Source organism: Roseateles asaccharophilus (assembly GCF_031458115.1).
Classification (GTDB): Bacteria; Pseudomonadota; Gammaproteobacteria; order Burkholderiales; family Burkholderiaceae_C; genus Pelomonas; species Pelomonas asaccharophilus_A.
This window is the reverse complement of record NZ_JAVDXV010000003.1, coordinates 152,489-178,061: the sequence shown is the minus strand read 5'-3', so window position 1 is coordinate 178,061 and position 25,573 is coordinate 152,489. Positions and strand designations below refer to the sequence as shown.

The 25,573-nt window shown below is 68.4% G+C and carries 23 protein-coding genes, 1 pseudogene and 1 riboswitch; of the genes and pseudogenes, 16 read left to right on the top strand and 8 right to left on the bottom strand.

The genetic code is table 11. From position 1 onward, the window contains the following. Position 1: 1 nt before the first annotated feature. A complete protein-coding gene (locus tag J2X21_RS09235; RefSeq protein ID WP_310327623.1) occupies positions 2-1,675 on the bottom strand; it encodes a hypothetical protein in 1,674 nt (557 codons plus the stop codon). Next, entirely contained in the window at positions 1,672-2,250 is a 579-nt protein-coding gene (locus tag J2X21_RS09230; protein ID WP_404666524.1) for a tyrosine-type recombinase/integrase, read from the bottom strand. Before J2X21_RS09230 ends, J2X21_RS09235 begins: the two co-directional genes overlap by 4 nt. A 240-nt stretch (positions 2,251-2,490) precedes the next feature. Between J2X21_RS09230 and J2X21_RS09225 the strand changes: the two genes are divergently transcribed. Together J2X21_RS09225 and J2X21_RS09220 are read left to right on the top strand one after the other, a co-directional pair. Continuing rightward, entirely contained in the window at positions 2,491-2,781 is a 291-nt protein-coding gene (locus J2X21_RS09225; protein WP_310328357.1) for a hypothetical protein, read from the top strand. Between the two features lie 144 nt (positions 2,782-2,925). Further along, a pseudogene (locus J2X21_RS09220) lies at positions 2,926-3,525 on the top strand (ATP-binding protein); the annotation flags it as partial. Here the strand turns inward: J2X21_RS09220 and J2X21_RS09215 are convergent. Together J2X21_RS09215 and metH are read right to left on the bottom strand one after the other, a co-directional pair. Further along, complete coding sequence (locus tag J2X21_RS09215) at positions 3,522-4,091, bottom strand: glycine zipper 2TM domain-containing protein (protein WP_310327621.1); 570 nt, start codon at positions 4,089-4,091, stop codon at positions 3,522-3,524. The pseudogene J2X21_RS09220 and the gene J2X21_RS09215 overlap by 4 nt on opposite strands. A gap of 105 nt (positions 4,092-4,196) precedes the next feature. Beyond that, positions 4,197-6,893, bottom strand: a complete 2,697-nt coding sequence (gene metH, locus J2X21_RS09210; protein WP_310327619.1) for a methionine synthase — start codon at positions 6,891-6,893, stop codon at positions 4,197-4,199. A gap of 13 nt (positions 6,894-6,906) precedes the next feature. Continuing rightward, positions 6,907-6,972, bottom strand: a riboswitch (S-adenosyl-L-homocysteine riboswitch). Positions 6,973-7,105: 133 nt separating this feature from the next. Between metH and J2X21_RS09205 the strand changes: the two genes are divergently transcribed. The 7 genes from J2X21_RS09205 (at position 7,106) to J2X21_RS09175 (ending at position 13,883) form a co-directional block, all read left to right on the top strand. Continuing rightward, positions 7,106-8,263, top strand: coding sequence for an HD-GYP domain-containing protein (locus J2X21_RS09205; protein ID WP_310327617.1), 1,158 nt, complete (start codon positions 7,106-7,108; stop codon positions 8,261-8,263). Between the two features lie 96 nt (positions 8,264-8,359). Next, entirely contained in the window at positions 8,360-8,749 is a 390-nt protein-coding gene (locus tag J2X21_RS09200) for a GntR family transcriptional regulator (protein ID WP_310327615.1), read from the top strand. Next, complete coding sequence (locus tag J2X21_RS09195) at positions 8,746-9,648, top strand: ABC transporter ATP-binding protein (protein WP_310327613.1); 903 nt, start codon at positions 8,746-8,748, stop codon at positions 9,646-9,648. Before J2X21_RS09200 ends, J2X21_RS09195 begins: the two co-directional genes overlap by 4 nt. Further along, a complete protein-coding gene (locus J2X21_RS09190; RefSeq protein WP_310327611.1) occupies positions 9,645-10,313 on the top strand; it encodes an ABC-2 transporter permease in 669 nt (222 codons plus the stop codon). Before J2X21_RS09195 ends, J2X21_RS09190 begins: the two co-directional genes overlap by 4 nt. A gap of 171 nt (positions 10,314-10,484) precedes the next feature. Further along, a complete protein-coding gene (locus tag J2X21_RS09185; RefSeq protein ID WP_310327609.1) occupies positions 10,485-12,584 on the top strand; it encodes an ATP-binding cassette domain-containing protein in 2,100 nt (699 codons plus the stop codon). After that, positions 12,581-13,372, top strand: coding sequence for an ABC transporter permease (locus tag J2X21_RS09180; RefSeq protein WP_310327606.1), 792 nt, complete (start codon positions 12,581-12,583; stop codon positions 13,370-13,372). The genes J2X21_RS09185 and J2X21_RS09180 overlap by 4 nt, the downstream gene beginning before the upstream one ends. Positions 13,373-13,412: 40 nt before the next feature. Next, entirely contained in the window at positions 13,413-13,883 is a 471-nt protein-coding gene (locus J2X21_RS09175; protein ID WP_310327603.1) for a hypothetical protein, read from the top strand. 51 nt (positions 13,884-13,934) lie between these two features. Here the strand turns inward: J2X21_RS09175 and J2X21_RS09170 are convergent, their stop codons facing one another. Then, positions 13,935-14,762, bottom strand: a complete 828-nt coding sequence (locus J2X21_RS09170; RefSeq protein ID WP_310327601.1) for a hypothetical protein — start codon at positions 14,760-14,762, stop codon at positions 13,935-13,937. 109 nt (positions 14,763-14,871) lie between these two features. After that, positions 14,872-16,170: a S8 family serine peptidase gene (locus tag J2X21_RS09165; RefSeq protein WP_310327597.1), complete on the bottom strand. Its 1,299-nt coding sequence runs from the start codon at positions 16,168-16,170 to the stop codon at positions 14,872-14,874. Positions 16,171-16,249: 79 nt separating this feature from the next. On the opposite strand from J2X21_RS09165, the gene J2X21_RS09160 reads away from it, so the two are divergent. Both J2X21_RS09160 and J2X21_RS09155 read left to right on the top strand, forming a co-directional pair. Continuing rightward, positions 16,250-16,747: an RNA polymerase sigma factor gene (locus J2X21_RS09160; RefSeq protein ID WP_310327594.1), complete on the top strand. Its 498-nt coding sequence runs from the start codon at positions 16,250-16,252 to the stop codon at positions 16,745-16,747. Then, a complete protein-coding gene (locus J2X21_RS09155) occupies positions 16,744-17,340 on the top strand; it encodes a NepR family anti-sigma factor (protein ID WP_310327591.1) in 597 nt (198 codons plus the stop codon). Before J2X21_RS09160 ends, J2X21_RS09155 begins: the two co-directional genes overlap by 4 nt. On the opposite strand, the gene J2X21_RS09150 is transcribed toward J2X21_RS09155, so the two are convergent. Further along, entirely contained in the window at positions 17,341-17,772 is a 432-nt protein-coding gene (locus J2X21_RS09150) for a nuclear transport factor 2 family protein (RefSeq protein ID WP_310327588.1), read from the bottom strand. Further along, on the bottom strand, positions 17,769-18,410 hold the full coding sequence (locus J2X21_RS09145) for a TetR family transcriptional regulator C-terminal domain-containing protein (RefSeq protein ID WP_310327585.1): 642 nt from the start codon (positions 18,408-18,410) through the stop codon (positions 17,769-17,771). The genes J2X21_RS09150 and J2X21_RS09145 overlap by 4 nt, the downstream gene beginning before the upstream one ends. Before the next feature lie 107 nt (positions 18,411-18,517). Between J2X21_RS09145 and J2X21_RS09140 the strand changes: the two genes are divergently transcribed. From J2X21_RS09140 to hydA, 5 genes are read left to right on the top strand one after another with little or no spacing between them, the layout of a single operon-like run. Further along, a complete protein-coding gene (locus J2X21_RS09140; protein ID WP_310327582.1) occupies positions 18,518-19,864 on the top strand; it encodes an NAD(P)-dependent oxidoreductase in 1,347 nt (448 codons plus the stop codon). Further along, a complete protein-coding gene (preA, locus tag J2X21_RS09135) occupies positions 19,857-21,164 on the top strand; it encodes an NAD-dependent dihydropyrimidine dehydrogenase subunit PreA (protein WP_310327579.1) in 1,308 nt (435 codons plus the stop codon). The genes J2X21_RS09140 and preA overlap by 8 nt, the downstream gene beginning before the upstream one ends. A 13-nt stretch (positions 21,165-21,177) precedes the next feature. After that, complete coding sequence (locus J2X21_RS09130) at positions 21,178-22,677, top strand: CoA-acylating methylmalonate-semialdehyde dehydrogenase (RefSeq protein WP_310327577.1); 1,500 nt, start codon at positions 21,178-21,180, stop codon at positions 22,675-22,677. 18 nt (positions 22,678-22,695) lie between these two features. After that, on the top strand, positions 22,696-24,126 hold the full coding sequence (locus J2X21_RS09125) for an NCS1 family nucleobase:cation symporter-1 (protein ID WP_310327574.1): 1,431 nt from the start codon (positions 22,696-22,698) through the stop codon (positions 24,124-24,126). Continuing rightward, a complete protein-coding gene (gene hydA, locus J2X21_RS09120; protein WP_310327571.1) occupies positions 24,123-25,568 on the top strand; it encodes a dihydropyrimidinase in 1,446 nt (481 codons plus the stop codon). The genes J2X21_RS09125 and hydA overlap by 4 nt, the downstream gene beginning before the upstream one ends. Positions 25,569-25,573 lie beyond the last annotated feature (5 nt).

The window sequence follows — 25,573 nt, the reverse complement described above, 5'->3', positions numbered from 1 at the left end:
GTCACTCCAGGTGCAGCATCGCGGCTGCGGTAGGCAACGACAGGGCCTTCTCGCGGATCGCCGGCGCGACGGCTGGCAGCAGTTCATCCTGGAGGATGAGGCGAGTCGGTTCGTACGCCTCTTTGAAGCGAGGCCACCACCCCTCCTTCAACGAGCGCTCGCGCGCCTCATCCAAGGCGCGCCCGGTGGCCAGCAAACGCGCCACCACCGTCGCGTCGTCGAGCGTTATCAGGGCACCCGGGCAAGTCGCACAGCGATGGAACTGCAGGCACGGTTTTCCGACGATGCTGCCAGGCGCGACGCCGGCGAACGGGTCCGCACAAGAAAAGCCGAACACGGTCTCATGTCCAGCAGGACGCTGTTTGACCGTCGAGTCTCGCACTGCGCCTTCCCGGACGACACCGGACATGAGTTGCCCCTGGAACTTGCGGATCACGGCGTCATGTGCATCCGAGCGGTCTTCGATCCGGGTGTACCTGGCCGTCGTCACCACCGAGCGGTGGTTCAGGCGCCGCTGCGCAGCGACCACGCTGCCAGTCGCCTGGTGGTGCGCAGCTGCACCGGCCTTGCGCAGATCCTTGAAGTCGAACCCGGGCAGCTGGTGCCGTCCGATGAATTGGTCGAGGAGCACGTGCATCATCTGGAACTTCATGGCGCCAACCTCGCGGATCTTCTTCTTTTTGCAGATGAAGAGCTTGTCGCGATCCTCGGGGATGCACTGCTCCAAAAGGCCCTCATTGAGCGCCATCAAGCGGCGGCAGAGTTCAGGCGCAGACCACGTCCTTCCCTTAGGGAACTCGGCGTGCTGCTCCGAATGCGAGCGCAGCTTGAGCCAGACAACGCGCTCCAGGTCCTCACGCAGCGGGTGGTCGCGCAAGCACCCCCTCTGCATGGCAAGGATCGCGTAGGGGTTGCCGCTGGTCTGCGCCAGGATCGCCACGTAAAACGGGAAGATCGCTTCCGTGGTTAGCCAAAGGCGCCCGAGCAGCATGTCGGTACCGCCCATCTTGAACACGCGCGTGCCAAGGCCGACGCGGCTGCTGAAGATGTCCCTGAGCCGCGGCAAGTCACCGCCACCAAGTTCAAGAAGCTTGGAGACGATCGGCGCCAGCTCCGCCTCTTCAGCGTTAGCTGGGCGGCCTTCGATGATCCGGCGGCCTGCCGCAAGCTTGGCCTCTGTCTCTTCGATGTCTGCATAGCAAGCTGCAAGGATCGCCTTCAACTCGGCTGGCGTCAGGGGTGGACGAACCACGGGTGCGGTGCGGACGAACCCTTGCACCAACAGGCTCGTGGCGGGCGACAGCACCGCAGGCACGTTCCTGTAGCACCAGGCGAGCGTTGCAGAGACGACGTTGAGCGTGCTTTGCGCGGTCGACGAGGCGAGGCCCGAAACGGCCAGCCAGTCCCTGAACCTGGACAGCACGTCGTGCGGCAGGTTTGGTTTTTGCTCGACCCCAGCCGCGTTGAGGAACGCTGATAGCTTACGCAAGCACCGCCACGACTGGCGCTGCGCCTCAAGGGACGTATGCCCGAACTGGCCGACGATGGCGCGGGCCAGCGCATTTGCAAGTTCCGGCTTGAAACCGGCGGCGGTGAAGTCGAACGTGTTGATAAGGCGGCCGTTGCTGTACAGGCAGACGGTGCCTCCGTCCACCTCATGGGAGTGGGCCGTCACGCCAGCGTCTCCCCGTACAGGAACTCCAGCGCCCGGACAACCGGCTCGCCGCTGACTTCGACAGCGCGCAAGTAGATCTCAGTGGTCTCGATGGAGGCGTGCCCCAACATGACTTGGAGCGTCTTGAGCGAGTTCATTGCATCACCGCGCCGGTCATACCCTTCAAGTACCCTCAGGACGTGCGCCGCGAAGGTGTGCCGCAGGTGATGCAAGGTCGCCTTGCTGCCGATCTCGTCGGCGCACCGGCGGAACATAGACGTCAGGGCGTGCCGGGACATTGGGCTGCCGTGTCGGTTGACAAAAACCTCGCACGCACCGCTCTCAGGGCGCTCCAGCAACACATACCAATTCGTTTCTTCGACAAGGCCGACTGGTGCGTACACGGTGCACTGCCTGCTGCCCTTGCGGAGCAGGTCGATCGGCAACAACCCCTGATCCACCCTTGCCGCCTCGACCGCCCCGGGCAGCTGATCCAACCGCAGGTCACAGACTTCGAACCTGCGCATGCCAGTCGCCAGCGACCAACGGAACATCAGCCGGTGCGGCATCGGCGCAACAAGGAACAGACGGGACACTTCCTCTCGGCTCAAGAGTCGTGGGAGGCGCCTCACGACAGCTGGCGCAATGCCGAGTCGCTTGATCGACCTGGCATAGCGCCGGGGGTCAGCCGTTGAGTTTTCGCGGCCTGTCGCGACTAGCCACTTGCCAAGAGGCGATGGCATCGATCCAGACCGCTGGCCCCATTGATGGAACAGCCCCGCCACGGTCACGCGGTGGTTGGCTGTCGTCGCAGCAAGAGGCTTGGTGTGCCCGCCATGGACAAGCTGCGCCCGGAACAAGCCGATGGCCTCTTCATCGGCGTCGCACATTTCGATGCTGCGCTCGACCAGGAACTTGAGCCACACGAGCAAAGCTTCGGCGTAGGTGCGTACCGTGTCACCTGTCCGGCTTCGGCAACGCAGCGCGCGATCCGCCAGGAACAGGGTGGGCTCCCACAACGGCAAGCCTCGGTACAAGATGACAGCTACTACGGGGAGAAGGTGGAACCGGGGAATCAACCCGAGGGGCAGAGAAGTTCCTGCCTGTGCAGCGATGTCAGCCGGTGAGCCCAACTCGCGCGGGCGCAGCAATATCAGCCTGAATGGAAGGCTCTCTCGTAGCATCGGGGAACACTTTCTGCGATTCGGTTCCTCATGCTAAGTACGACGAGTGACGCTCTGAAGTGGACAGACAGGGAAGCTAACCTAATCCCCGAGTTTCCTCGCAGCGCGCTGGAGGCTCTGCGCGAACCGCTGGAGACCGGCCGCATCCTGATCTCGAGAGCCGCACGACAAGCGGAGTTCCCCGCGCGCTTCCAGTTGGTGGCGGCGATGAACCCCTGCTCTTGCGGTCATCTGGGCAATCCTTTGCGCGCCTGCCGCTGCACGCCCGATCAGGTGTCGCGCTACCAGGGCCGGCTCAGCGGCCCCTTCCTGGACCGGCTGGACCTGCTCATCGAAGTGCCCGTCATCCCGCCCCGCGAGCTGCAAGACCTCGCGCCGGGCGAGCCCAGCGTTGTCGTGGCCGAACGCGTGGCCGCGGCGCGCGCACGGGCCGTGGCACGACAAGGCTGTGCGAATGCGCAGCTGCAGGCGCAGGACCTGACCACGCACGCAGCGCTGGAGCCCGCGGCCAAGGCCTTGCTGGAGCGTTCCGCGGAAAAGCTGGGCTGGTCGGCGCGCAGCTTCCATCGCGTGCTGCGCGTGGCCCGTACGGTGGCTGACTTGGCGGATAGCGAGCGAATCGCGACGGCCCATGTGGCCGAGGCGATCCAGTTGCGCCGGGGCCTGCCCGGCGCCCCGTCGGCTTAGGCGCGGACGAACCCGTTCTCGGTCAGGCGCACCTCGTCGCCCACGCGCAGGCCCGGGTCGGCGCTGCGCTCGAAGCGGCGCGTGCGGCCGTCGCGCTCTTGAACCTGCACAACCCACACGGTGTAGCTCTTCTGGTTCTTCTCGATCTCGTTGCCGGCATAGCCGCCGCCGACGGCACCGGCCACGGTGGCCAGCTTCTTGCCGTTGCCGCCGCCGACCATGTTGCCCAGCAGGCCGCCCACGACGGCGCCGCCCACGGCACCCACGCCGCTGGACTTGCCACGGCGGGACTCGGTGTGCACATCGGTCACGCGGGCGCAGTTGCTGCACAACGCCGCCTGACGCTCGACCACGGGCGCCGGGCGGGCCTCGCGAGGTGCTTCGCTGCGAGCCACGCGGGCCGGTGCGGGCGCGGCTGGCTGCGTCGCCGCCGCCACCGGTGTGGGCTCGTCAGGCAGGGTGTTGACCGCCTGCGAACGCCCCACGGCATAGGCGCCGCCAAGCAGCGCGGCGACGATGGCGACACCGGCAACGATCTGGGTGGACTTGACGCTGGGGGTGGACATGAGGGGCTCCGTCATTGTTGTTGGACACCCCATGTTCACGTTTGAGACGACCCGCCGCTTGTAGGACAAGCGCCCGACGCCATGCCGGCGTCGTGACCGAACGTATCAGTCGAGCAATGGCGCTAGCGCGCGGCGCGCGTCAGCCTCACTCAGCCCGCAGCGTGCGGCCCAGTCGGCCAGCTGGTCGTCGCCGATGCGGCCCACGTTGAAGTAGGCGGCATCGGGATGCGCCAGGTAGAAGCCGCTGACGCTGGCGGCCGGCGTCATCGCCATGCTGTCGGTCAGGCCCATGCCGATCTCTTCCGGGGCGAGCACGGCGAACAGGTCGCGCTTGGCCAGGTGGTCCGGGCAGGCCGGATAGCCCGGCGCGGGACGGATACCGCTGTACTTCTCGGCGATCAGCGCCTCGTTGGAGAGTGCCTCGGCCGGTGCATAGCCCCAGAACTCGCGGCGCACGCGCTCGTGCAGCCACTCGGCCGCCGCTTCGGCGAGACGGTCGGCAAGCGCCTTCAGCATGATGGACGAATAGTCGTCATGCGTTGCGAGGAACTCGGCCTCGCGCTTGTCCACGCCCAGGCCGGCCGTGACGGCGAACAGGCCGATGTGGTCGCCTTCGGGCGCGACGAAGTCGGACAGGCAGCGGTTGGGGCGCTTCTGGCCCTCCACCACCGGGCGCTCGGACTGCATGCGAAGCCCGTGCCACGTCATGGCCGGCTCGCTGTGGATGGCGATGTCGTCGTCATTCACGCGCGCGGCCGGGTACAGGCCGAACACCGCATGCGCCTGCAGCCAGCGGCCGTCGATGATCTTCTTCAACATGGCCTGCGCGTCGTTGAACACACGCTGGGCTTCGACGCCGACGACCTCGTCGCTCAGGATGGCCGGATAGGGGCCGGCCAGGTCCCAGGTCTGGAAGAAGGGGCCCCAGTCGATGTACCTGGCCAGCTCGGCCAGGTCGAGGTTCTTCAGCACGCGGCGGCCGGTGAACTTCGGCGCCGGCGGCACGCGGGCCAGGTCCAGCGGTGCGGCATTGGCGCGGGCTTGGGCCAGCGTCACCAGCGGCGTCTTCTTCTTGTTGGCGTGCAGCTGGCGGGTCTTCTCGATGTCGGCCTTCAGCTCGGCGATGTAGGCCGAGGCGCGCTCGTCGCTGAGTAGTTCCGAGCACACGCCCACGGCGCGCGACGCATCGGGCACGTAGACGACCGGACCTTCGTAGTGCGGCGAGATCTTCACGGCCGTGTGCACGCGGCTGGTTGTCGCACCGCCGATCAGCAGCGGCATGTGGCGCGACGCGAAGTACTCGTCACGCTGCATCTCGGCCGCCACGTGCTGCATCTCTTCCAGGCTGGGCGTGATGAGACCGGACAGGCCGATGATGTCGGCGCCCTCTTCCTTGGCCTTCTGCAGGATGTCCCGCGCCGGCACCATGACGCCCATGTTGACGACCTCGTAGTTGTTGCACTGCAGGACCACCGTGACGATGTTCTTGCCGATGTCGTGCACGTCGCCCTTGACCGTGGCCATGACGATCTTGCCCTTGGGCTTCACGTCACCGCCGGCGGCTTCCAGCTGGCGCTTCTCTTCCTCGATGTAGGGCACGAGATGCGCCACCGCGCTCTTCATGACGCGGGCGCTCTTGACCACCTGCGGCAGGAACATCTTGCCCTGACCAAACAAGTCGCCCACGACGTTCATGCCGGCCATCAGCGGGCCTTCGATGACGTGCAGCGGCCGGCCGCCGCCGGCCTTGATGGCCTGCCAGGCTTCCTCGGTGTCGGCCACGATGAAGTCGGTGATGCCATGCACCAGCGCGTGGCTGAGGCGCTCGTTGACGTTTCCGGCGCGCCAGGCCAGGCGCGCCGAGTCGTCCTTGCCGGCGCTCTTGGCGCGGTCGGCGATTTCGATGAGGCGCTCGCCGGCATCAGCGCGGCGGTTCAGCACCACGTCCTCCACGCGCTCGCGCAGCTCGGCGTCGAGGTCGTCGTAGACACCCACCATGCCGGCATTGACGATGCCCATGTCCATGCCCGCCTGGATGGCGTGGTACAGGAACACCGTGTGGATGGCCTCGCGCACCGGCTCGTTGCCGCGGAAGCTGAACGACACGTTGCTCACGCCGCCCGACACCTTGGCGCCCGGCAGGTTCTGCTTGATCCAGCGGGTGGCCTCGATGAAGTCCACCGCGTAGTTGTCGTGCTCCTCGATGCCCGTCGCGATCGCGAAGATGTTGGGGTCGAAGATGATGTCCTCGGGCGGGAAGCCCACCTCGTCCACCAGCATGCGGTAGGCGCGTTCGCAGATCTCGGTCTTGCGCTTGAACGTGTCGGCCTGGCCGGTCTCGTCGAAGGCCATGACGACGGCCGCGGCGCCGTAGCGCTTCACGAGCTTGGCCTGGCGCTTGAACTCGTCCACACCCTCCTTCAGCGAGATGGAGTTGACGATGCCCTTGCCCTGGATGCATTTCAGGCCGGCCTCGATGACGCTCCACTTGGACGAGTCGATCATGACCGGCACGCGCGCGATCTCGGGCTCGCTGGCCATCAGGTTCAGGAAACGCACCATGGCGGCCTGGCTGTCCAGCATGGCCTCGTCCATGTTCACGTCGATGACCTGGGCGCCGTTCTCGACCTGCTGGCGCGCGACGGCCAGCGCCTCCTCGAACTGGCCGGCCAGGATCATGCGGGCGAAGGCCTTGGACCCGGTCACGTTGGTGCGCTCGCCGATGTTGACGAACAGCGTGCCGGCGCCGATGGCGACGGGCTCGAGGCCGGAGAGCTTGAGGGGGGGCGGCTGGATGTTCATCGATGGCGAAGGAGATCGATGAGCGCCGTTGAGAAACGATCCGAGCCTGGGGAAACTCCTCGCAGCGCTCCTCGGATGAGCCGGGAATTCTACGCAGCCGGGCCTTCGCCGTGCCTCAAGCATGGCTCGCGGGCATCGAAGCCCGTTACAGAATCCGCCGATCCATGGCCTCTGAACTCATCCATCTCCCCGCCCGCTCGCTGCGGCCTGGCATGACCCTGCCTTATGACGTCTACGACGCCACGGGCAAGCTGCTGTTCGCCAAGGGCCAGGTGCTGCGCGATTCGCCGCTGGTGCGCTCGCTGGTGGACGGCGGCGCCTGGGTCATGAGCGAAGACACGATGGAGTACCAGCGCGCCCGCGCCCACCGGCTGGACACGCTGGTCATGCAGGACGTGCCACTGGCCGACATCGCGAAGGCCGACACCAGCTTCAAGCTGGACGCACCGCTCGCGCCGGCCAAGGTCGAACTGGGGCCGCGCGAGGCCTGGTCCGACCTGCTGCTGCACACGCACAGCCTGCTGCGCGAGGCGGAGCCGGCGGACTTCCCGGCCCGGCTGGCGCAGATCCGCGACGCGGCGCTGAAGCGGCTGCACGCCCATCCCGACTCGACGCTGCTGCTGCTGGTGTTCGAAAGCAGCCAGGAATACGGCGACTACAGCGCCCGCCATGCGCTGCTGACGCTGCTGCTGTGCGACCTGGTGGCCCAGCAGCTGCAACTGCCCCCGCCGCTGCGCGAGGCCTTGCAGGGCGCCGCGCTGACGATGAACTACGGCGCCAGCGACATGCACGACCGCATGGCCAACCAGACCGGCCCGGCCACGCCGGCCCAGCGTCAGGCCGTCGCCGCCCATGGCGACCGCGCCGCGCAGCGCCTGGCCCAGGTGGGCATTGCCGATCCGGTCTGGCTGACCGCCGTGCGCCTGCACCACGACGCCGGCCCCGGCCCGCTGGCGGCACGTGGCGACGGCGAGAAGCTGGCGCGGCTGCTGCGCCGCATCGACATCTTCGGCGCCCGCCTGTCGCCACGTCGCAGCCGCCTCGCGATGAGCGGCGCCGCCGCGGCGCGCGCGGTGTTCCTGGATGAACTGGGCCAGCCCGACGAGGCCGGTGCCGCGCTCATCAAGGCGGTGGGCCTGTACCCGCCGGGCAGCATCGTGCGCCTGGCCAATGGCGAGGTGGGCCTGGTGTTCAAACGCGGCTTCAGCGCCAACGAGCCGCTGGTGGCCGCGCTGATCGGCAAGAGCGGCAGCCCGCTGTCCGCGCCCGTGCCGCGCGACACGCGCCTGGGCAGCCAGGCGATCGCGGCCAGCCTGGCGCCAGCGGAGCTGAAGCTGCACGTGAACCTGGACACGTTGCTCAAGCTCTAGACCGCCGCCGGCGGTCTTTTTCTTCGCCTGACAACAGGCACTGTGCATACGCACTTGCACAACTGTGCATATCAAAGTAATCTGTGCATACACACTATGCACAGCAGTCTCGTCATCTCTCAGGCCGACGCGCGGCCCATGTACCTGCAGATCACCGAGCAGATCCGCATGCGCGTGGCCGCTGGCGACTGGCCGCCCGGCAAGGAGCTGCCGTCCATCCGCGCGCTGGCGGCCGACCTGAAGGTCAGCGTCATCACCATCAAGCGCGCCTACCTGGACCTGGAGGCCGAGGGCGTCATCGTCACGCGGCACGGCAAGGGCTCGTTCGTGGCGGAGGCGCAGGACCGCATGCAGGCCGCCCAGCGCGCCGAGCTGGACACCCATTTGGCTGCGGCCGGCCGCATCGCGACGACGCTGGGCATGAGCGAAGACGAATTGATGGACCGGCTGCGCCAGGCCATGAACCCACAGGAGCCCGAGGCATGAGCACCGCGACCAAGGCATTCGAGATGAAGGGCGTCAGCAAAACCTTCCGCTTCTTCTCGCTGAACGACATCTCGCTGGACCTGGAGCCCGGCCAGATCATGGGTCTCGTGGGCCCCAACGGCGCCGGCAAGAGCACCACCATCCGGCTGCTGATGGGGCTGCTGACCGCCGATGCCGGCGAGATCCGGCTGCTGGGCCATGCCATGCCCGATCAGAGTGCAGCGGCCAAGCTGGACGTGGGCTTTGTCAGCGACGACATGCGGCTGTTCCAGCACCTCACGCTGGCGCAGCACATGGACTTCGTCGCAGCCATCTACCCCGGCTGGGACGCCGCCTACGCGGCCACGCTGCTGAAGCGCTTCGGCCTGCGCGCCCAGCAGCCGGTGAAGGGTCTGTCCACCGGCGAGCAGGCCAAGGCGCTGCTGCTGCTGGCGCTGGCGCGGCGCCCCAAGCTGCTGGTGCTGGACGAACCCACCTCCGGGCTGGACCCCGTCGCCCGGCACGAGCTGCTGACCGAGTTCATGGATGTGCTGCGCGACGACAGCCGCTCCATCCTGTTCTCGTCGCACAACACGCTGGACGTGGAACGCATTTCCGACCGCATCAGCTTCATCGACCGCGGCCGCGTGGTGGCCGCCAGCGACAAGGAGGACTTCCTCGAACGCTGGCGCCGCGTGCAGCTGCGCCTGCCGGCCGACCAGCCGGCGTGGGCACTGCCCGAGATCGTCGCCTGCGAGCGCGACGGCGGCCTGGCCACGCTGACGGTGGACGGCTTCAGCGACGACTGGCTGGCCCGGCTGGATGCGCCCGTTCAGCAGGTGCAGCGCATGAGCCTGGAAGAGATCTTCGTCGCCACCGTCATGCACAGCCGCCAGGTGCAGGAAGCACAAGCCCAATGAACACGCTGACCGCCAAGCTCATCGCCAAGGAGCTGCACCAGTACCGCTGGATGATGGCCGGCGCCACCGCCGCGGGCCTGGCCGCGCTGCCGATGGCCGCCAGCAGCAAGACGGGCTTCCACATCGCCTTCATCGTCTGGGTCACGGCCGTCATCGCGCTGGCCGTCATGCTGGCCATCTACGGCGTGGGCAACGAGCGCAAGGAGCGCGCCCGGCTGTTCGTGCTGAGCCTGCCGCTGTCGCCGCGCGATTACGTGCGCATCAAGGTGCTGGGCCTGTTCGCCTGCTTCTTCGGCCCCTGGCTGGCGCTGAGCCTCGGCGCGGCAACCCTGATCCTTGTGGCGCCCGACGTGCCGGACGGCCTGCTGCCGTACACCGTGCTGATGTGCGTCTACCTGCTGCTGAACTTCGCGCTGGTGCTGTGCGCAGCGTTGCACATCGCGTCGGAAGGCGCGATGGGCGGCGTGATCATCGTGACCAACATGTCCGTGTCGCTGTTCCTGTCGGCACTGGGCCACGTGCCCGACATCGGCACCCACATGCAAGCCGCTGAGCCGGTCTGGAACACCGCGTTCTGGCTGATCCTGGCTCTCGAACTGGGCGCAACGGCGCTCGCCCTGACCCTGCCCCTGCTCGTCGCAGCGCGCCGCCGCGACTTCCTGTGAGAAGGCATGAGCGAACTCCACACAACCGCTCGTGCCGCCGCGACGCCGCCACTCGGCGTTGCAAATGCTCGCCGTGGGAACCACCACGGCTGCGCCTTGCGCCTTGATTGGCGCCGCCGCGACGGCCCGCTCGGCCGCGCGGAGTCCGCCCACACCTTCTAAGGAATCCTCATGTCACCCCAACCCAACGGCGAGAGGCTGCACGCCCTCGACGCAGTGCGGAGCTTTGCCCTTTTGCTGGGCGTGGCCTTCCACGCGATGCTGTCCTTCATCCCCGGCCTGCCACCGGGCCTGTGGGCGATGACGGACAACTCGCCCAGCGCCTTCCTCGGCGATGCGAGCTTCGTGGCGCACAGCTTCCGCATGACGCTGTTCTTCTTCATCGCCGGCTTTTTCGCGCGGCTGCTGCACCAGCGCCTCGGCACGAAAGGCTTCTGGGCCAACCGCGGCAAGCGCATCGCCATCCCGCTGGTGGCGGGCTGGGTGCTGCTGTTCCCGGCCATCGCCTTCGTCTGGCACCTGGGCCTGCAAAAGGTCTTCAACGGCGCACCGCCGGCCATGCCCGAGATGCACAAGCAGCCCGGTGCCTTCCCGCTGACGCATCTGTGGTTCCTGTACCAGCTGCTGTGGCTGTATGCCGGCGCGCTGCTGGCGCGCAGCGTGCTCGTACGCTTCGACACGGGCCAGGTCTTGCGCGGGCTGGTGGACCGCGCGGTGGCCGGCGCCATCCGCTGGCCGGCCGGCGCGCTGTTGCTGGGCCTGCCGCTGGCGAGCGTGCTGCTGTCCACGCCCACCTGGTTTCCCTGGAGCGGCATTCCCACGCCGGACCAATCGCTGATCCCGCAGCTGCCCGCCACCGTCGGCTATGGCGTGGCCGTCGTGTTCGGCTGGCTGGTGCAGCGGGCGCCCGACGCGCTGGCCGCGCTGCGTTCGCGCTGGGGGCTGCACGCCATGCTGGCCATCGCGTCGTCGGCCGTGTGCCTGTACGTGATGAAGACGCAGCCACCGTTCGGCATGCCGGAGAACACCAAGCTGATGTTCACGCTGGCCTTCGTCGCGTCCAGCTGGGCGTGGAGTTTCGCGATCACCGGCGTGGCGCTGCGCTATCTGTCGGGCCACAACGCCGCCATCCGCTACGTGGCCGATGCGTCGTACTGGATCTATCTGGTGCACCTGCCCGTCGTTGCGGCGCTGCAGGTGTGGGTGGGCCACTGGCCGCTGCACTGGGCGGTGAAGTTCCCCTTCATCGTGACCGTCACGCTGGCCTTGCTGCTGCTGAGCTACCAGGTCCTCGTGCGGCCTACACCCATTGGCAGGCTGCTGAACGGCAAGGCCTACCCGCGCCGCCGGTCGCCGGTCGAAGCGCCACCGTCGCAGCCCGCCGACAACGGCACCGTCGCCTCGCTGTGCGGTGTGTCCAAGCGCTATAGAAATCTCGACGCGCTGAGGCGCGTGGACCTGGACCTCAAGCGCGGCGAGCTGCTCGCACTGCTGGGCCCCAACGGCGCCGGCAAGTCCACCGCCATCTCGCTGTGGCTGGGGCTGAACGAGGCCGATGCGGGCGTCGTCCGCCTGCTGGGCGGCACGCCGCAGGACATCGCCCAGCGCAAAGGCCTGGGCGTGATGCTGCAGGATGTGGAGCTGCCGAAGGACCTGAAGGTCCACGAGCTGATCGCGCTGTCCGCCAGCTACTACGAGCAGCCGATGACGGTGAAGGAGGCGCTGGAGCGCGCCGGCATCGTGGCGCTGGCCGAGCGGTCGTACGGCAAGCTGTCCGGCGGCCAGAAGCGGCAAGTGCAGTTCGCCATCGCCATCTGCGGCCGGCCCCAGGTGCTGTTCCTGGACGAGCCCACCGTGGGCCTCGACATCCAGGCCCGCGAGGCGCTATGGCAGAACATCCGCGCGCTGCTGCGCGAAGGCTGCTCCGTCCTGCTGACCACGCATTACCTCGAAGAGGCCGAGGCACTGGCCACCCGCGTGGCCGTGCTGGCCAAGGGCCGCGTCATCGCCTCCGGCAGCGTGGACGAGATGCGCGCGCTGGTGTCGCGCCGCCACGTGCGCTGCGAGACGACGCTGCCCGCCGTGGAGGTGCGCCACTGGCCCGGCGTGGTGGACGTGAGCTGCAACCACGACCAGCTCGCCATCGTGGCGACCGATGCAGAAGGCGTGGTGCGCCGCCTGCTGGCCGCCGACCCGAATCTCTCCCGCCTGGAAGTCCGTCAGGCCGGGCTCAACGATGCCTTCAACACACTGACCCAGGAGGCCGCATGAACACGCTGACCCACACCGCCCCGGCGCTGCGCGCGCCCTCGTACTCGACCGCCCACGTCTACCTGCTGGAGATGCGGCTGGAGCTGCTGCGCCTGCTGCGCATGCCGGCCTTCGCGCTGCCGATGTTCCTGCTGCCGGTGGGCACCTATCTGTTGTTCGCGTTCGCGGTGGCCGCTGAGGCCGTCGCCAAAGACCCCGACGCCGGCCGCTTCATGTTCGCCGGCTTCTCGGTGATGGCCGTCACGATGGCGGCGTTGTTCGCCACCTGCCCCAACCTCGCGATGGAGCGCGAGCAAGGGCTGCTGACGCTCAAGCGTGCCCAGCCCGCGCCGCCCGGCGCCTGGCTCACGGCCAAGATCGTTGCCGGCGTGGCCTGCGGCGTCATCGCCTACCTGCCCATCCTCGTGCTGGGCGCCGTCACGGGCCAGGCGCAGTTGACGGGCTCCCAGCTCGCCGCCATGAGCGCGGTGCTGGTGGCCGGCACCATTCCGTTCTGCGCACTGGGCGTGATGCTGGGCGCGCTGACCAGCGGCTCCGCCGCGCCGGCCTACGCCAACCTGGCCTACCTGCCGGGGCTGTACCTGTCGGGCGTGTTCTTCCCGCTGCCGAAGTCCATGCACTTCCAGACCGTGTTCTGGCCGCACTTCCACCTGGACCAGCTCGTCTTCGCCGCCGGCGGCGTCGCCAAGTTCCGCTGGATCTCCGTCGAAATGGCTTTCGCGATGCTGCTGGGCTTCACGGTGCTGTGCAGCGGCGTGGCGCTGTGGCGGTTGAGCCGCAAAGGATGAGCCACACCTCCGGATGCGGATGGGAAATTTCAAGACACGCATGACCAAAGCATTGACGCCTGAGCAGACTTTTCGCATGCCTGCTTCTTACTTGCTACGCCAGTGCGCCCTGATGGCGGCGGTGTCGGCCGTGGGTGTCTTTGTCTGGGCCAAGTTTGGCCGAGTTGGAACGCAGGCGGCTCCCTTTGCAGGGCTGGTATTGCTAGCCTTTTTCCTTGTCTATCCGCTGTTGCGCCTGCGAGTTTGGGTCACGCTCTCAGGCGCAGGCATACAAGGCCGAGGCATCTTGGGAGATCGCCGCGCTTTGATAGCCTGGTCTGAACCTGTCATCGTGGAGGCGCACACCCAGCGTCGTGGTGCACCCGGTGTTCGCGTGTTTCTTTTCAACGGCAGAGGCGGACGGCGGTTGTTCCACTCGTTGTTCATCCCCCACCCGATATTGAGGGACAGCAACTTCCGCGCAGCGTTGGCGCTGGTCGCACCGAGCAACCACCCGCTGTTGAGTTGGTAGAAAAGCAAGGGCGGCCCGCAGGCCGCCCTCGTCACTCAGCGCAAATCTCGATCAGCGCTTGGCCGCGCCGTTGGCCGAGGTATCGAACGCGACGCCGTTATCGGTGCGCGTGGCCTTGGCGGAGGCGTTGCCCGAGGCCTGGCCGCCCTTGGGGCCGGTGGTCTGGCCGCTGGCGCTGCCGCCGACCTCCTTCTTGCTCGCGTTGCCGCTGGCGGTGCCGCCCAGGTTCAGCGGCGAGGCCGGCTGGGCGGGCGTCGTCGCGGCGACGGGCGCCGTCGGCGAGGTCGGTGCCGCCGGGGTGGCGGGCGCCGCGAGCGTGGTCGGCGTTGCCGCCGCCGGAGCCTCGTCCTGCTTGAGCACGCCATTCAGCATGCCGCTGCCCTGACCCGCCAGGCTGCCGCTGACGCCGTTGGCCGTGCCGTTCAGTGCGCCGCTGAGGCTGCCGTCGGCGCTGCCGCTGGCATTGCCGGCGGTGGAGGCCAGCGAGCCCGCTGCGCCCTGGCCCGCCGCCTTCAGCTCGCCGGCCTTGTCGGCGACGCTGGTCTTCGCGGCCTCGGCCTGGCCTTGCACGGCGGTCTTCGCATCGCCCACCTTGCCGGTGGCCGTGTCCTTCACGCCCCCCACGGCGCCCTTGGTCTTGTCCAGCGTGCCCTTGACCAGCGAGCCGCCGGCCGAGCCGCTGGCGTTGCCGTTGAGCCGGCCACCCACGTCCAGCTGGCGGGGCTGCAGTGCGCCGTTCAGGCCACCGGTGAGGCCACCGGTCAGGCCGCCACCGGCGCCACCGCCCAGCAGGCCGGCGTGCGCGTTGGAGGCGATGAGGCCGGCCGCCATGGCGACGGCGCTCAGCGTGGTGCGGAAGGTGCGACGGGTTGCAAACATGATGGATCTCCGGTTCGTTGCTCAGGAAGAGCCAGCCATTCCGGCCCTTTCACTGATCACAACGACGGCCGCTGGAAGATCCTTCCGGCGCTGTTTGCAACGCTTTGTGTCAGCGCTGTTGGCGCGCCTGCAACCGCTCGGGGACCACGCGCAAGTCCTCGGCGACGAAGCCGCGGCCGTAGACCGGGTCTCGGCCCGGTGCACCCAGGTCGATGGCCCCCGTCGCCATCCCGTCCACCGCCGCGGCTGCCGCCGCGGGGTCAGGTTGGCGCAGCTGCGCGGCCAGCAGCCCCGCCACCAGCGGCGCGGCGAACGAGGTGCCGCGCGCCACGCCATAGCCGCCGCCGCTGCGGGCCACGGCCATCTCGGCGCCGGGCGCCGACCACATCACTTGCGCCCCCTGCGCCGCCTCCGGCAGCACGCGGCGCGACGCGTTCACGCCGGTCACGCCGATGACGCCGGCATAGCTGGCCGGGAACAGCGGCGGCGCGGCGGGGCCATCGTTGCCCACGGCCGCGACGACCAGATGGCCGCGCTTCACCAGCGCCGCCACGCCCTGCTCCAGCAACCGGTTCTGCGGGCCCACCAGGCTGACGTTGACGACCGCCACGCGTTCGCGTGCCATCCAGGCCAGCGCGCGCACGACGTCCTCGGCGGAGCCGCCGTCGGGTTGGTCGCAGTACACGTCGGCGGCGAACAGTTCGGCCTTGTCGGCCGCGCCGGCAAAGCCACGGTCGCGGCCCACCAGCAGTGACGCGACGGCCGTGCCGTGCTCGCTGGGTACCGGCCTGCCGCCGCAGCCGAAGCTGCCGCCACCGGCGCGGCGCAGGGCCTCGTGGCGGCGGTCCACGCCGCCGTCGATGAGGCCCACGCGGACCGGGCCGGTCTGCTTGGCCGGGGCCCTGCCAGCGGCCGCCACATTGCCGCTGCGCGCATAAAGATGGTTGAAGTCGGCCTGCAGATCGGGCTGCGCCGCACGCAGCTTCTCCAGCGCTTCGGCCGTGTCCAGGCCTGGTGGCACGCGCAGCACCACCTCGTGCAGGTCCAGCTCGGGCCAGGCCTCCTCGCGCAGCTTGATCAACCCCAGCGCCGCCGCTGCCGCCAGCGCCGCCTCACCCGGCGACACCAGCACCAGTTCACGCCGGCGGATCAGCTCGCCGCGCGGGTCGGCCTCGATGACGTCGGGGTGGCGGCGCAGCAGGTCGCGCACCTGGGTCACGCGCAGGTCCAGCAGCGATGTGGTGGACGACAGCAGCTCGGGCAGCGGTTGCAGCACGCGGTCCACGGTGCGGTCCAGCACCCGGTCAACGGCACCTGGCAGGCGCTCGACGCCGGGCAGCCGAGGCAACAGCTGAGCCTGGGCGACGACTGTGGCAGCAAGAAGCGACAGGGCGAAGAAGGCTTTCATCGGTCTTCAGGGGTTGTTCATCAGGATAACGAGCGAGGCAGGGAAGAAAATCCGTGCCTCGCCCGTTGTCCCAGCATCGATGCCCGCAAACCTTCCCGAACTTCGCCGAGAGATCGCCGACCTGCTGCCGCGGCTGCGCCGTTTCGGCCGCACGCTGGCCCACTCCCGCGAGGACGCCGACGACCTGGTTCAGGTCGCCATCGAGAAGGCGCTGACGCGCACCGAGCAGTGGACGCCTGGAACGCGTCTGGACAGCTGGATGTTTCGCATCATGCAGAACGCGTGGATTGACGAGCTGAGGGCGCGCGAGCGGCGCGGCCAGACCTTTGTGCCGGAAGAGGAAGGCGACAACGTGGGCGACGGCAAGGCCTCGGGCGCGCAGCTGGACGCGCTGCTGGTGCGCAAGGCCGTGGCCCGGTTGAGCGATGAGCATCGCGCGGTCGTCGGCATGGTGCTGGTGGAGGGCTTGAGCTATCAGGAGGCCGCCGAGGCGCTGGGCGTGCCGGTGGGCACCGTCACGAGCCGCGTGGCCCGCGCCCGCGAGGCGCTGCAGGAGATGCTGGGAGAGTGGCCATGAATCTGGACGAGAACCAACTGAAGGCCGAGCGCCGCCGCTTGTCGGCCGCCTTCGACGATGTGCTGAACGAGCCCGTGCCGGATCGCCTGAAGGCCTTGCTGGCCGAGCCCGCCCCCGCGGTGGTGGACCTGGGCGCCGTGCGCGCGCAACGCCGGGGCATGTCCAACTGGGCCGCCTGGGGCGGCATGGCGGCGACGCTGGTGCTGGGCACGCTGATCGGCACACGGCTGGCGCCGTCGGGCGGCGACGACGGCCGCGTGGTCGCGAGCGGCGCCATCGCACAGGCGCTGGACCGGCAGCTGGCCAGTGCGCCCGCGGGGCCGGTGGCCGTGCAGATCAGCTTCAAGGCCCGGGATGGCCGCTTCTGTCGCAGCTTTTCGACCGCATCCGCCGCGGGCCTGGCCTGCCGTGAAGAGGACGGCGCATGGGCGCTGCGGCAGTTGGCCCAGGTCAACGAAGTGAAGAGCGACATGCGCCAGGCCGCCAGCAGCCTGCCGCCGTCGGTGCTGGCCGCCGTGGACGCGGCGATGGAGGGTGAGGCGCTGAACGCCGAGCAGGAAAAGGCCGCGCGCGACGCGGGCTGGAAGCCTTGATCAGTCCTTGATGGGGCTGATCTGCACGCTGACGATCTTCCACGCGCCGCCGCGCTTCACGTAGACGTCGATGTAGCGGTAGTGCGTGCTGAAGGGCTGGCCCTGGTAGCGGCCGGTCATGCGCGTGCGGCCGCTGATGAGGGCGGTGTCGCCGTAGACGCGCACCTCGAAGTCCTCGACCGTGTACGGGTCCAGCACCAGGTCGGGCGTGACCAGGCCGTCGACGAAGCTGGCCTTGGTCTCGACGTTGCCACGCGCATCGATCTGGCGGAAGTCGTCGGCCATGTTGGCGGCGATCGCCGCACGGTCCTTCGCGACGATGGCGCGGTCCCAGGCGTCGGCCTGGGCCTTGAGCTTGGCGACCAGCCCGGCCGGAGCGGCCTGTGCGGCGCCGGCCACAACCGCCAGCGCCAGCAGCGCGCGGCGCTTCACTTGGGAATCTCGAGGCTGCGCCAGATGACCTCGGTCAGCAGCAGGCGCGCGCGTTCGAAGTCTTCCTCGTCCAGCTCGGGCTTGCCCATGTAAAGCGAGTACTGCGGCCCCAGGTCGGCATAGGCCTGCGTGGCCGACCACAGCAGGAACATCAGGTGCGTGAAGTCCATGCGCCGGATCAGCCCCTGCTCGGCCCAGCGCTCGAAGCGCGCCACGTCGGCATGCAGCAGCGGCATGACCTGGGACAGCAGCACCTCGCGGTAGCGCGGCGCGCCAGCCATGATCTCGCGCGTGAACACCGCATTGCCGCTGGGCCGCTCGCGGCTGAAGCGCAGCTTGACCGCCACATAGGTCTGGATGGCGGCCTGCGGCTCGACGGCGTCGGCAATGGCCGTCATGCTGGCCATCCACTCCCCCATGACGCTGTTCAGCACGGCCATGTAGAGCTCTTCCTTGCTGGGCCAGTGGTACAGCAGGTTCTGGCGCGACAGATCCAGTGCGGCGGCAATGCTGTCCAGACTCACGCCCTCGAATCCGAAACGGGCAAACTGGCGCTCTGCTTCGGTCAGGATGGCTTCTTGCTTGCGCAGGGTGGTGGCGCGGGGCGTGCGGGTCGTGGCAGCGTTAACAGCGGTCATGCACCGCATTCTGACGGGCACGCACCAAGTGCTTGCTGCGGGTTTTTACGCTTCGGTCAAGTTTTACAGGGTAGTAATGTTTGCTTGTTTTCCACTCGGAGAATCCCGTGGACCTTGCAGATCTGAAGTCCGGCCGACTGGCCCCCGATGACTACGAGCGCAACTTCACCGATGCGCACCCGCCGCTGAACCGCACGCAGGCCCTGATCGAGGCCGAGCGCTGCTACTACTGCTATGCGGCCCCCTGCCAGACGGCCTGCCCCACGGGCATAGACATCCCGGCCTTCATCCAGCGCGTGGCGCAGGACAACGTGCGTGGCGCGGCCGAGGCCATCCTGACGGCCAACCCGCTGGGCGGCATGTGCGCCCGCGTCTGCCCCACCGAGGTGTTGTGCGAGCAGGCCTGCGTGCGCAACACCAACGAGAACAAGCCGGTGGAAATCGGCCTGCTGCAGCGCTATGCGGTGGAGGGTCACTTCGCCACTCCCGGAGCCAAGCCGTTGTTCGAACGCGCCGCAGCAACGGGTAAGCGCGTGGCCGTGGTGGGTGCCGGCCCGGCCGGGCTGGCCGCGGCCCACGGCCTGGCCCGCCGCGGCCATGACGTGGCGCTGTTCGACGCCCACGACAAGCTGGGCGGCCTGAACGAGTACGGCTTGGCGACCTACAAGGTGGCCGGCGGCTTCGCGCAGAAGGAAATCGACTGGCTGCTGAGCATCGGCGGCATCGAACCCAAACTGAACTGTCGACTCGGCCGCGACATCACGCTCGACGGCCTGCTCTCCGCATACGACGCGGTCTTCCTGGGCTTGGGGCTCGCCGGCGTCAACGCGCTGGGCATTGCCGAGCCCGAGTTGGCCGGCCTGCGCAATGCGGTGGACTTCATCGCCGAGCTGCGCCAAAGCCCGCCGTCGGACGTGAGCGTGGGCCGCAAGGTGGTCGTCATCGGCGGCGGCATGACCGCCGTGGACGCCGCCGTGCAAAGCCGCCTGCTGGGTGCCGAGCAGGTCACCATGGTCTACCGCCGCGGCCCTGACGGACTGTCGGCGTCCACGCACGAGCAGCACTGGGCGCAGACCAACGGCGTGACCATCCGCTGCTGGGCGCGGCCGCTGTCTGCCGAGGCGTCCGGCGGCGTGCTGCGCGGCATGCGCTTCGCGGCGACGGCCCTTGAAGGCGGCAAGCTGGTCGACACCGGCGAGCAGTTCTTCATCGAGGCCGACATGGTGTTGCGCGCCATCGGCCAGACCTACGAATCCCAGCCGGCCGGCGCGGCCATCGCGCTGGAGGGCGGCCGCATCAAGACCGACGCGCAATACCGCACCAGCTTGGCCCGCGTCTGGGCCGGCGGCGACTGCAGACACGGTGGCCGCGACCTGACGGTGGAGGCTGTCGAGCACGGCAAACGCGCCGCCGAGTCCATTCACGCTGTTCTGACGGGGGGGGCCCATGGCTGACCTGAACACCAACTTCCTGGGCATCAAGAGCCCCAACCCGTTCTGGCTGGCGTCGGCGCCGCCCACCGACAAGGAGATCAACGTGCGCCGCGCCTTCGAGGCGGGCTGGGGCGGCGTGGTCTGGAAGACGCTGGGCGAGGACCCGCCGGTGGTCAACGTCAACGGCCCGCGCTACGCGACGCTGTGGAGCCAGGACCGCCGCGTCATCGGCTTCAACAACATCGAGCTGATCTCCGACCGGCCGCTGCAGACCAACCTGGACGAGATAGCGCGCGTGAAGCGCGACTTCCCGGACCGTGCGATGGTGGTGAGCCTGATGGTGCCCGTCAACGAGCTGGCCTGGCGCAACATCCTCACCCGCGTGGCCGACACCGGCGCCGACGGTGTGGAGCTGAACTTCGGCTGCCCGCACGGCATGAGCGAGCGCGGCATGGGCTCCGCCGTGGGCCAGGTGCCCGAGTACATCCAGCAGGTCACCGAGTGGTGCAAGAAACACACGAAGATGCCCGTCATCGTGAAGCTCACGCCCAACATCACCGATGTGCGCCACCCGGCGCGCGCGGCCAAGGCGGGCGGCGCCGACGCGGTCAGCCTCATCAACACCATCAACTCCGTGATGGGCGTGGACCTGGACCGCATGACCATGAGCCCGGTCACCGATGGCCTGGGCTCGCACGGCGGCTACTGCGGCCCGGCCGTGAAGCCCATCGCTTTGAACATGGTGGCTGAGATCGCCCGCGACCCGGCCACGGCCGGCCTGCCGCTGAGCGGCATCGGCGGCATCAGCACCTGGCGCGACGCGGCCGAGTTCATCGCCATGGGCTGCGGCACGGTGCAGGTGTGTACCGCCGCCATGGTCTACGGCTTCAAGATCGTGCAGGACATGTGCTCGGGCTTGAGCAACTTCATGGACGAGAAAGGCTATGCGTCGCTGGACGACTTCCGCGGCCGCGCCGTGCCGACCGTGAAGAACTGGAACCAGCTGAACCTGAACTACGTCGAGAAGGCGGTCATAGACCAGGACAGCTGCATCCAGTGCGGCCGCTGTCACGTCGTCTGCGAAGACACCTCGCACCAGGCCATCTTTGCCACCAAGGATGGCAAGCGGCACTTCCACGTCAACGACGCGGAATGCGTGGGATGCAATCTCTGCGTGTCGATCTGCCCGGTCCCTGGCACCATCTCGATGCGCAAGTTGCAAGTCGGCGAGACCGATGCCCGCACCGGCCGCGTCATGGACGGCAGCACGCTGAACTGGACCGAGCACCCGAACAACCCGATGCGGGCCGGGTGCGCCTGAAGGAAGAGACCTCATGAGCCACTACGAAGTGGGCCACTGGATCAACGGCGCCGTGTCACACGGCAGCGGAGACCGTCAGCAGGCCATCTACAACCCCGCCACCGGCCAAGTGCAAGGCCAGCTGCTGCTGGGCAGCGTGGCGGATCTGGACGCTGCCGTGGCATCGGCCACGCAGGCCGCCAAGGCCTGGAGCCAGACGCCGCCGCTGGCCCGCGCCCGCGTGCTGTTCAAGTTCCTCACCATCCTGCAGGAACGCCGCGAGCTGCTGGCCGAGGCCATCGTGCGCGAGCACGGCAAGACCCTGCCCGACGCGATCGGCGAGGTGGCGCGCGGCATCGAGGTCGTCGAGTTCGCGACCGCCATGCCGCAGTTGCTGAAGGGCGAGTACACCGAGCAGATCGCGCGTGGCATGGACGCCTGGAGCATGCGCCAGCCGCTGGGCGTGGTGGCCGGCATCACGCCGTTCAACTTCCCTGCCATGGTGCCCATGTGGATGTACCCGCTGGCCATAGGCTGCGGCAACGCCTTCATCCTGAAGCCCAGCGAGCGCGATCCGTCGTCGTCGCTGCTGATGGCGCGCTGGCTGCAGGAAGCCGGCCTGCCGGACGGCATCTTCAGCGTCATCCAGGGCGACAAGGACATCGTCGACGCCATCCTGGCCCACCCCGGCATCGCGGCCGTCAGCTTCGTCGGCTCCACGCCGGTGGCCGAGCACATCTACAAGGTGGGCACGGCCCATGGCAAGCGCGTGCAGGCGCTGGGCGGCGCGAAGAACCACATGGTCGTCATGCCCGATGCCGACCTCGACGGCGCGGTGGATGCGCTGATGGGCGCGGCCTATGGCTCGGCCGGCGAGCGCTGCATGGCGATCTCCGTGGCGGTGGCCGTGGGCGATGTGGGTGACAAGCTGGTCGCCGCCCTGGCCCCCAAGGTCAAGGCGCTGAAGATCGGCGAAGGCCACGAGCCCGGCGCCGAGATGGGCCCGTTGATCACGCGCGCGTCGCAGCAGCGCGTGGAGCGGCTGATAGCCGAAGGCGTTGAAGCCGGCGCCAAGGCGGTGGTCGACGGCCGCGGCCTGCGTGTGCCGGGCCATGAGGACGGCTTCTTCGTCGGCGGCACCATCCTCGATGGCGTCAGCGCCGACATGAGCTGCTACTCGGAAGAGATCTTCGGCCCCGTGCTGTGCATCGTCCGCGTGCCCGACCTCGCCGCGGCGCTCGCGCTCATCGAAGCCAACGAATATGCGAACGGCGTCGCCATCTTCACGCGCGACGGCCACGTGGCGCGCGAGTTCGTGCACCACATCCAGGTGGGCATGGTGGGCGTCAACGTGCCGCTGCCGGTGCCCATGGCCTTCAACAGCTTCGGCGGCTGGAAGCGCAGCCTGTTCGGCGACCACCACGCCTACGGCCCCGAGGCCATCCGCTTCTACACGCGCCACAAGGCCGTCATGCAACGCTGGCCGGACTCGACCCCCAAGGGTCCGCAATTTGCTTTCCCGCAGAACACCTAACCTCACTGGAAGCAGACCATGACAGACCCCTCGCTGAGCAATCACGATCTCGTGCCCACGACATCCGCCCAGCGAACCTGGGGCTGGAAGGACTTCGCCGCGCTGTGGGTGGGCATGGTGGTGTGCGTGCCCACCTACACGATGGCCAGCTCCATGCTGGACCAGGGCTTCAGCTGGCAGCAGGCCGTGTGGCTGGTGCTGCTGGCCAACCTCATCGTGCTGATTCCCATGGTGCTGATCGGCCGTGTGGGGCCCAAGCACGGCATCCCGTTCCCGGTGCTGGCGCGAGCGTCCTTCGGCGTGAAGGGTGCCAGCCTGCCGGCCGTGCTGCGCGGGCTGGTGGCCTGCGGCTGGTTCTCCATCAACTGCTATTTCGGCGCGCTGGCGCTGCACAGCTTCTTGAACGTGCTGGGTTTCGGCCTCGCCGCGCCGGCCGCGGGCGAGACCATCAGCACGTCGCAGTTCGCCTGCTTCATCGCGTTCTGGGCGCTGCACCTGTGGTTCATCTGGCGCGGCACCGAGTCCATCCGCTTGCTGGAGGTCATCGCGGCGCCGCTGATGATCGGCGCGTCCGCGGCGCTGGTGGTCTGGCTGATGATGAGCGTGCCCAGCGCCCAGCTGTTCGGCCTGCCCGCCAAGGAGGTGCCAGGCGGCCCCAACTCGCTGGCCGCGCTGACCGGGCTGGTGGGCTTCTGGGCGACCCTCGCGCTGAACATCCCCGACTTCACGCGCTTCGCGAAGACGCAGCGCGACCAGGTCGTCGGCCAAGCCATCGGCCTGCCGGTGCCGATGGCGCTGTTCTCCATGGTGGGTGTCATCGGCTTCTCGGCGAGTGCCATCCTGTACGGCAAGGCCGAGCTGTTTCCCGATGCGCTGCTGGCCAAGATGGGTCCGGTGGCCGCGGGCATCGGCCTGCTGGTCATCCTGCTGGCCAACTTGACGACCAACGTGGCCGCCAACCTCGTGTCCCCCAGCTACGACTTCTCGCAGCTGGCGCCCAGCAAGATCAGCTTCCGCATGGGCGGGCTGATCGCCGCCGTCATCGGCCTGCTGTTCATGCCCTGGAAGCTGCTGGCCACGTCGGGCGGTTATCTGTTCACGTGGCTGGGCGGCTATGGAACGCTGCTCGGCGCCATCGCCGGCATCCTGCTGACCGACTACTACCTGATCCGCCGCACCGAGCTGAACAGCACCGACCTCTACCGCCGCGGCGGCGAGTACGAGTACAGCGGCGGCTGGAACGTCCGCGCCATCGTCGCGCTGCTGTTGGGCGTGCTGCCCTGCCTGCCGGGCTATCTGGTGGTGTCGGGCGTGCTGGACAAGTCGGCCGTCGCGCCGGCACTGGTCACGCTGTTCAGCTTTGGCTGGTTCTTCAGCCTGGCCGTGTCGGGCGCGGTCTATTTCTTCAGCATGCCGCGGCAGACGGCAGCACAAGGAGCACACGCATGAGTCTCTTGATCCGCGGCGCGGTCGTCGTCAACGCCGACGCCGAATCACGCACCGATGTCCTCTGTGTCGATGGCCGCATCGCCGCGATGGGCGAGCGCGCCGCTCGCGAGGCGCCCACCGGCACGACGACGCTGGATGGCACTGGCCAGTACCTGATCCCCGGCGGCATCGACCCGCACACCCACATGCAGCTGCCCTTCATGGGCACGGTCACGCAGGACGATTTCTTCACCGGCACGGCGGCCGCGCTGGCGGGCGGCACCACCAGCATCATCGACTTCGTCATCCCCAATCCGCAGCAGCCGCTGATGGACGCCTACCGGCAGTGGCGCGGCTGGGCCGAGAAGAGCGCCGCCGACTACGCCTTCCACGTCGCCGTGACGTGGTGGAGCGAGCAGGTGCACGCCGACATGGGGACCCTGGTGCGAGAGGAAGGCGTGAACAGCTTCAAGCACTTCATGGCCTACAAGAACGCCATCATGTGCGACGACGAGACGCTGGTGAACAGCTTCAAGCGTGCGCTCGAACTGGGCGCCATGCCGACCGTCCACGCCGAGAACGGCGAGCTGGTCTACCTGTTGCAGGCCGAGGTCGCCAAGATGGGCATCACCGGACCGGAAGGTCACCCGATGTCGCGCCCGCCGATGGTCGAAGGCGAAGCCGCCAACCGCGCCATCGCGATTGCCGACGTGCTGGGCGTGCCGATCTACATCGTGCATGTGTCGTGCATCGAGAGCGCCGAGGCGATTGCGCGAGCGCGCGCCCGCGGCCAGCGTGTCTACGGCGAGGTACTGGCCGGCCATCTGCTGATCGACGACAGCGTCTACCGCGACACCGACTTCAACAAGGCCGCGGCCTATGTGATGAGCCCGCCCTTCCGCCCCAAGATCCACCAGGAATTCCTGTGGCGCGGCCTGCAGAGCGGCCAGCTGCACACGACGGCCACCGACCACTGCACCTTCTGCGCCGAGCAGAAGGCCGCCGGCAAGGACAACTTCGCCAAGATCCCCAACGGCTGCGGCGGTGTCGAGGAACGCATGGCCGTGCTGTGGGACGCCGGCGTCAACTCCGGGCGGCTCACGCCCAGCGAGTTCGTCGCCATCACATCGGCCAACGCGGCCAAGCTGTTCAACATGTACCCGCGCAAGGGCGTCATCGCCGAAGGCGCGGATGCCGACCTCGTGCTGTGGGACCCTGCCGGCATCAAGACGCTGAGCGCCAAGACGCAGTTCTCGAAGAACGACTTCAACATCTTCGAGGGCCGCACCGTGCGCGGCATTCCCAGCCACACGATCTCGCAAGGCCGCGTCGTGTTCGCGCGTGGCGAACTGCGCGCCGAACCCGGCACCGGCCGCTACCTGAAGCGCCCGCCGTTCGGCCCGCAGTTCGACGCCGCCGCCAAACGCGCAGCGGACCTGATGCCGACTGCGGTCGCTCGTTGAAGGAG

Bases quoted from the DNA above. Each gene is read 5' to 3' on its own strand.
- J2X21_RS09225 (WP_310328357.1), top strand. From the start codon at position 2,491: ATGGACAAGCTGCGCCCGGAACAAGCCGATGGCCTCTTCATCGGCGTC.
- J2X21_RS09215 (WP_310327621.1), bottom strand. From the start codon at position 4,091: ATGTCCACCCCCAGCGTCAAGTCCACCCAGATCGTTGCCGGTGTCGCC.
- metH (WP_310327619.1), bottom strand. From the start codon at position 6,893: ATGAACATCCAGCCGCCCCCCCTCAAGCTCTCCGGCCTCGAGCCCGTC.
- J2X21_RS09205 (WP_310327617.1), top strand. From the start codon at position 7,106: ATGACCCTGCCTTATGACGTCTACGACGCCACGGGCAAGCTGCTGTTC.
- J2X21_RS09200 (WP_310327615.1), top strand. From the start codon at position 8,360: ATGCACAGCAGTCTCGTCATCTCTCAGGCCGACGCGCGGCCCATGTAC.
- J2X21_RS09195 (WP_310327613.1), top strand. From the start codon at position 8,746: ATGAGCACCGCGACCAAGGCATTCGAGATGAAGGGCGTCAGCAAAACC.
- J2X21_RS09190 (WP_310327611.1), top strand. From the start codon at position 9,645: ATGAACACGCTGACCGCCAAGCTCATCGCCAAGGAGCTGCACCAGTAC.
- J2X21_RS09185 (WP_310327609.1), top strand. From the start codon at position 10,485: ATGTCACCCCAACCCAACGGCGAGAGGCTGCACGCCCTCGACGCAGTG.
- J2X21_RS09180 (WP_310327606.1), top strand. From the start codon at position 12,581: ATGAACACGCTGACCCACACCGCCCCGGCGCTGCGCGCGCCCTCGTAC.
- J2X21_RS09175 (WP_310327603.1), top strand. From the start codon at position 13,413: ATGACCAAAGCATTGACGCCTGAGCAGACTTTTCGCATGCCTGCTTCT.
- J2X21_RS09170 (WP_310327601.1), bottom strand. From the start codon at position 14,762: ATGTTTGCAACCCGTCGCACCTTCCGCACCACGCTGAGCGCCGTCGCC.
- J2X21_RS09165 (WP_310327597.1), bottom strand. From the start codon at position 16,170: ATGAAAGCCTTCTTCGCCCTGTCGCTTCTTGCTGCCACAGTCGTCGCC.
- J2X21_RS09160 (WP_310327594.1), top strand. From the start codon at position 16,250: ATGCCCGCAAACCTTCCCGAACTTCGCCGAGAGATCGCCGACCTGCTG.
- J2X21_RS09155 (WP_310327591.1), top strand. From the start codon at position 16,744: ATGAATCTGGACGAGAACCAACTGAAGGCCGAGCGCCGCCGCTTGTCG.
- J2X21_RS09145 (WP_310327585.1), bottom strand. From the start codon at position 18,410: ATGACCGCTGTTAACGCTGCCACGACCCGCACGCCCCGCGCCACCACC.
- preA (WP_310327579.1), top strand. From the start codon at position 19,857: ATGGCTGACCTGAACACCAACTTCCTGGGCATCAAGAGCCCCAACCCG.
- J2X21_RS09130 (WP_310327577.1), top strand. From the start codon at position 21,178: ATGAGCCACTACGAAGTGGGCCACTGGATCAACGGCGCCGTGTCACAC.
- J2X21_RS09125 (WP_310327574.1), top strand. From the start codon at position 22,696: ATGACAGACCCCTCGCTGAGCAATCACGATCTCGTGCCCACGACATCC.
- hydA (WP_310327571.1), top strand. From the start codon at position 24,123: ATGAGTCTCTTGATCCGCGGCGCGGTCGTCGTCAACGCCGACGCCGAA.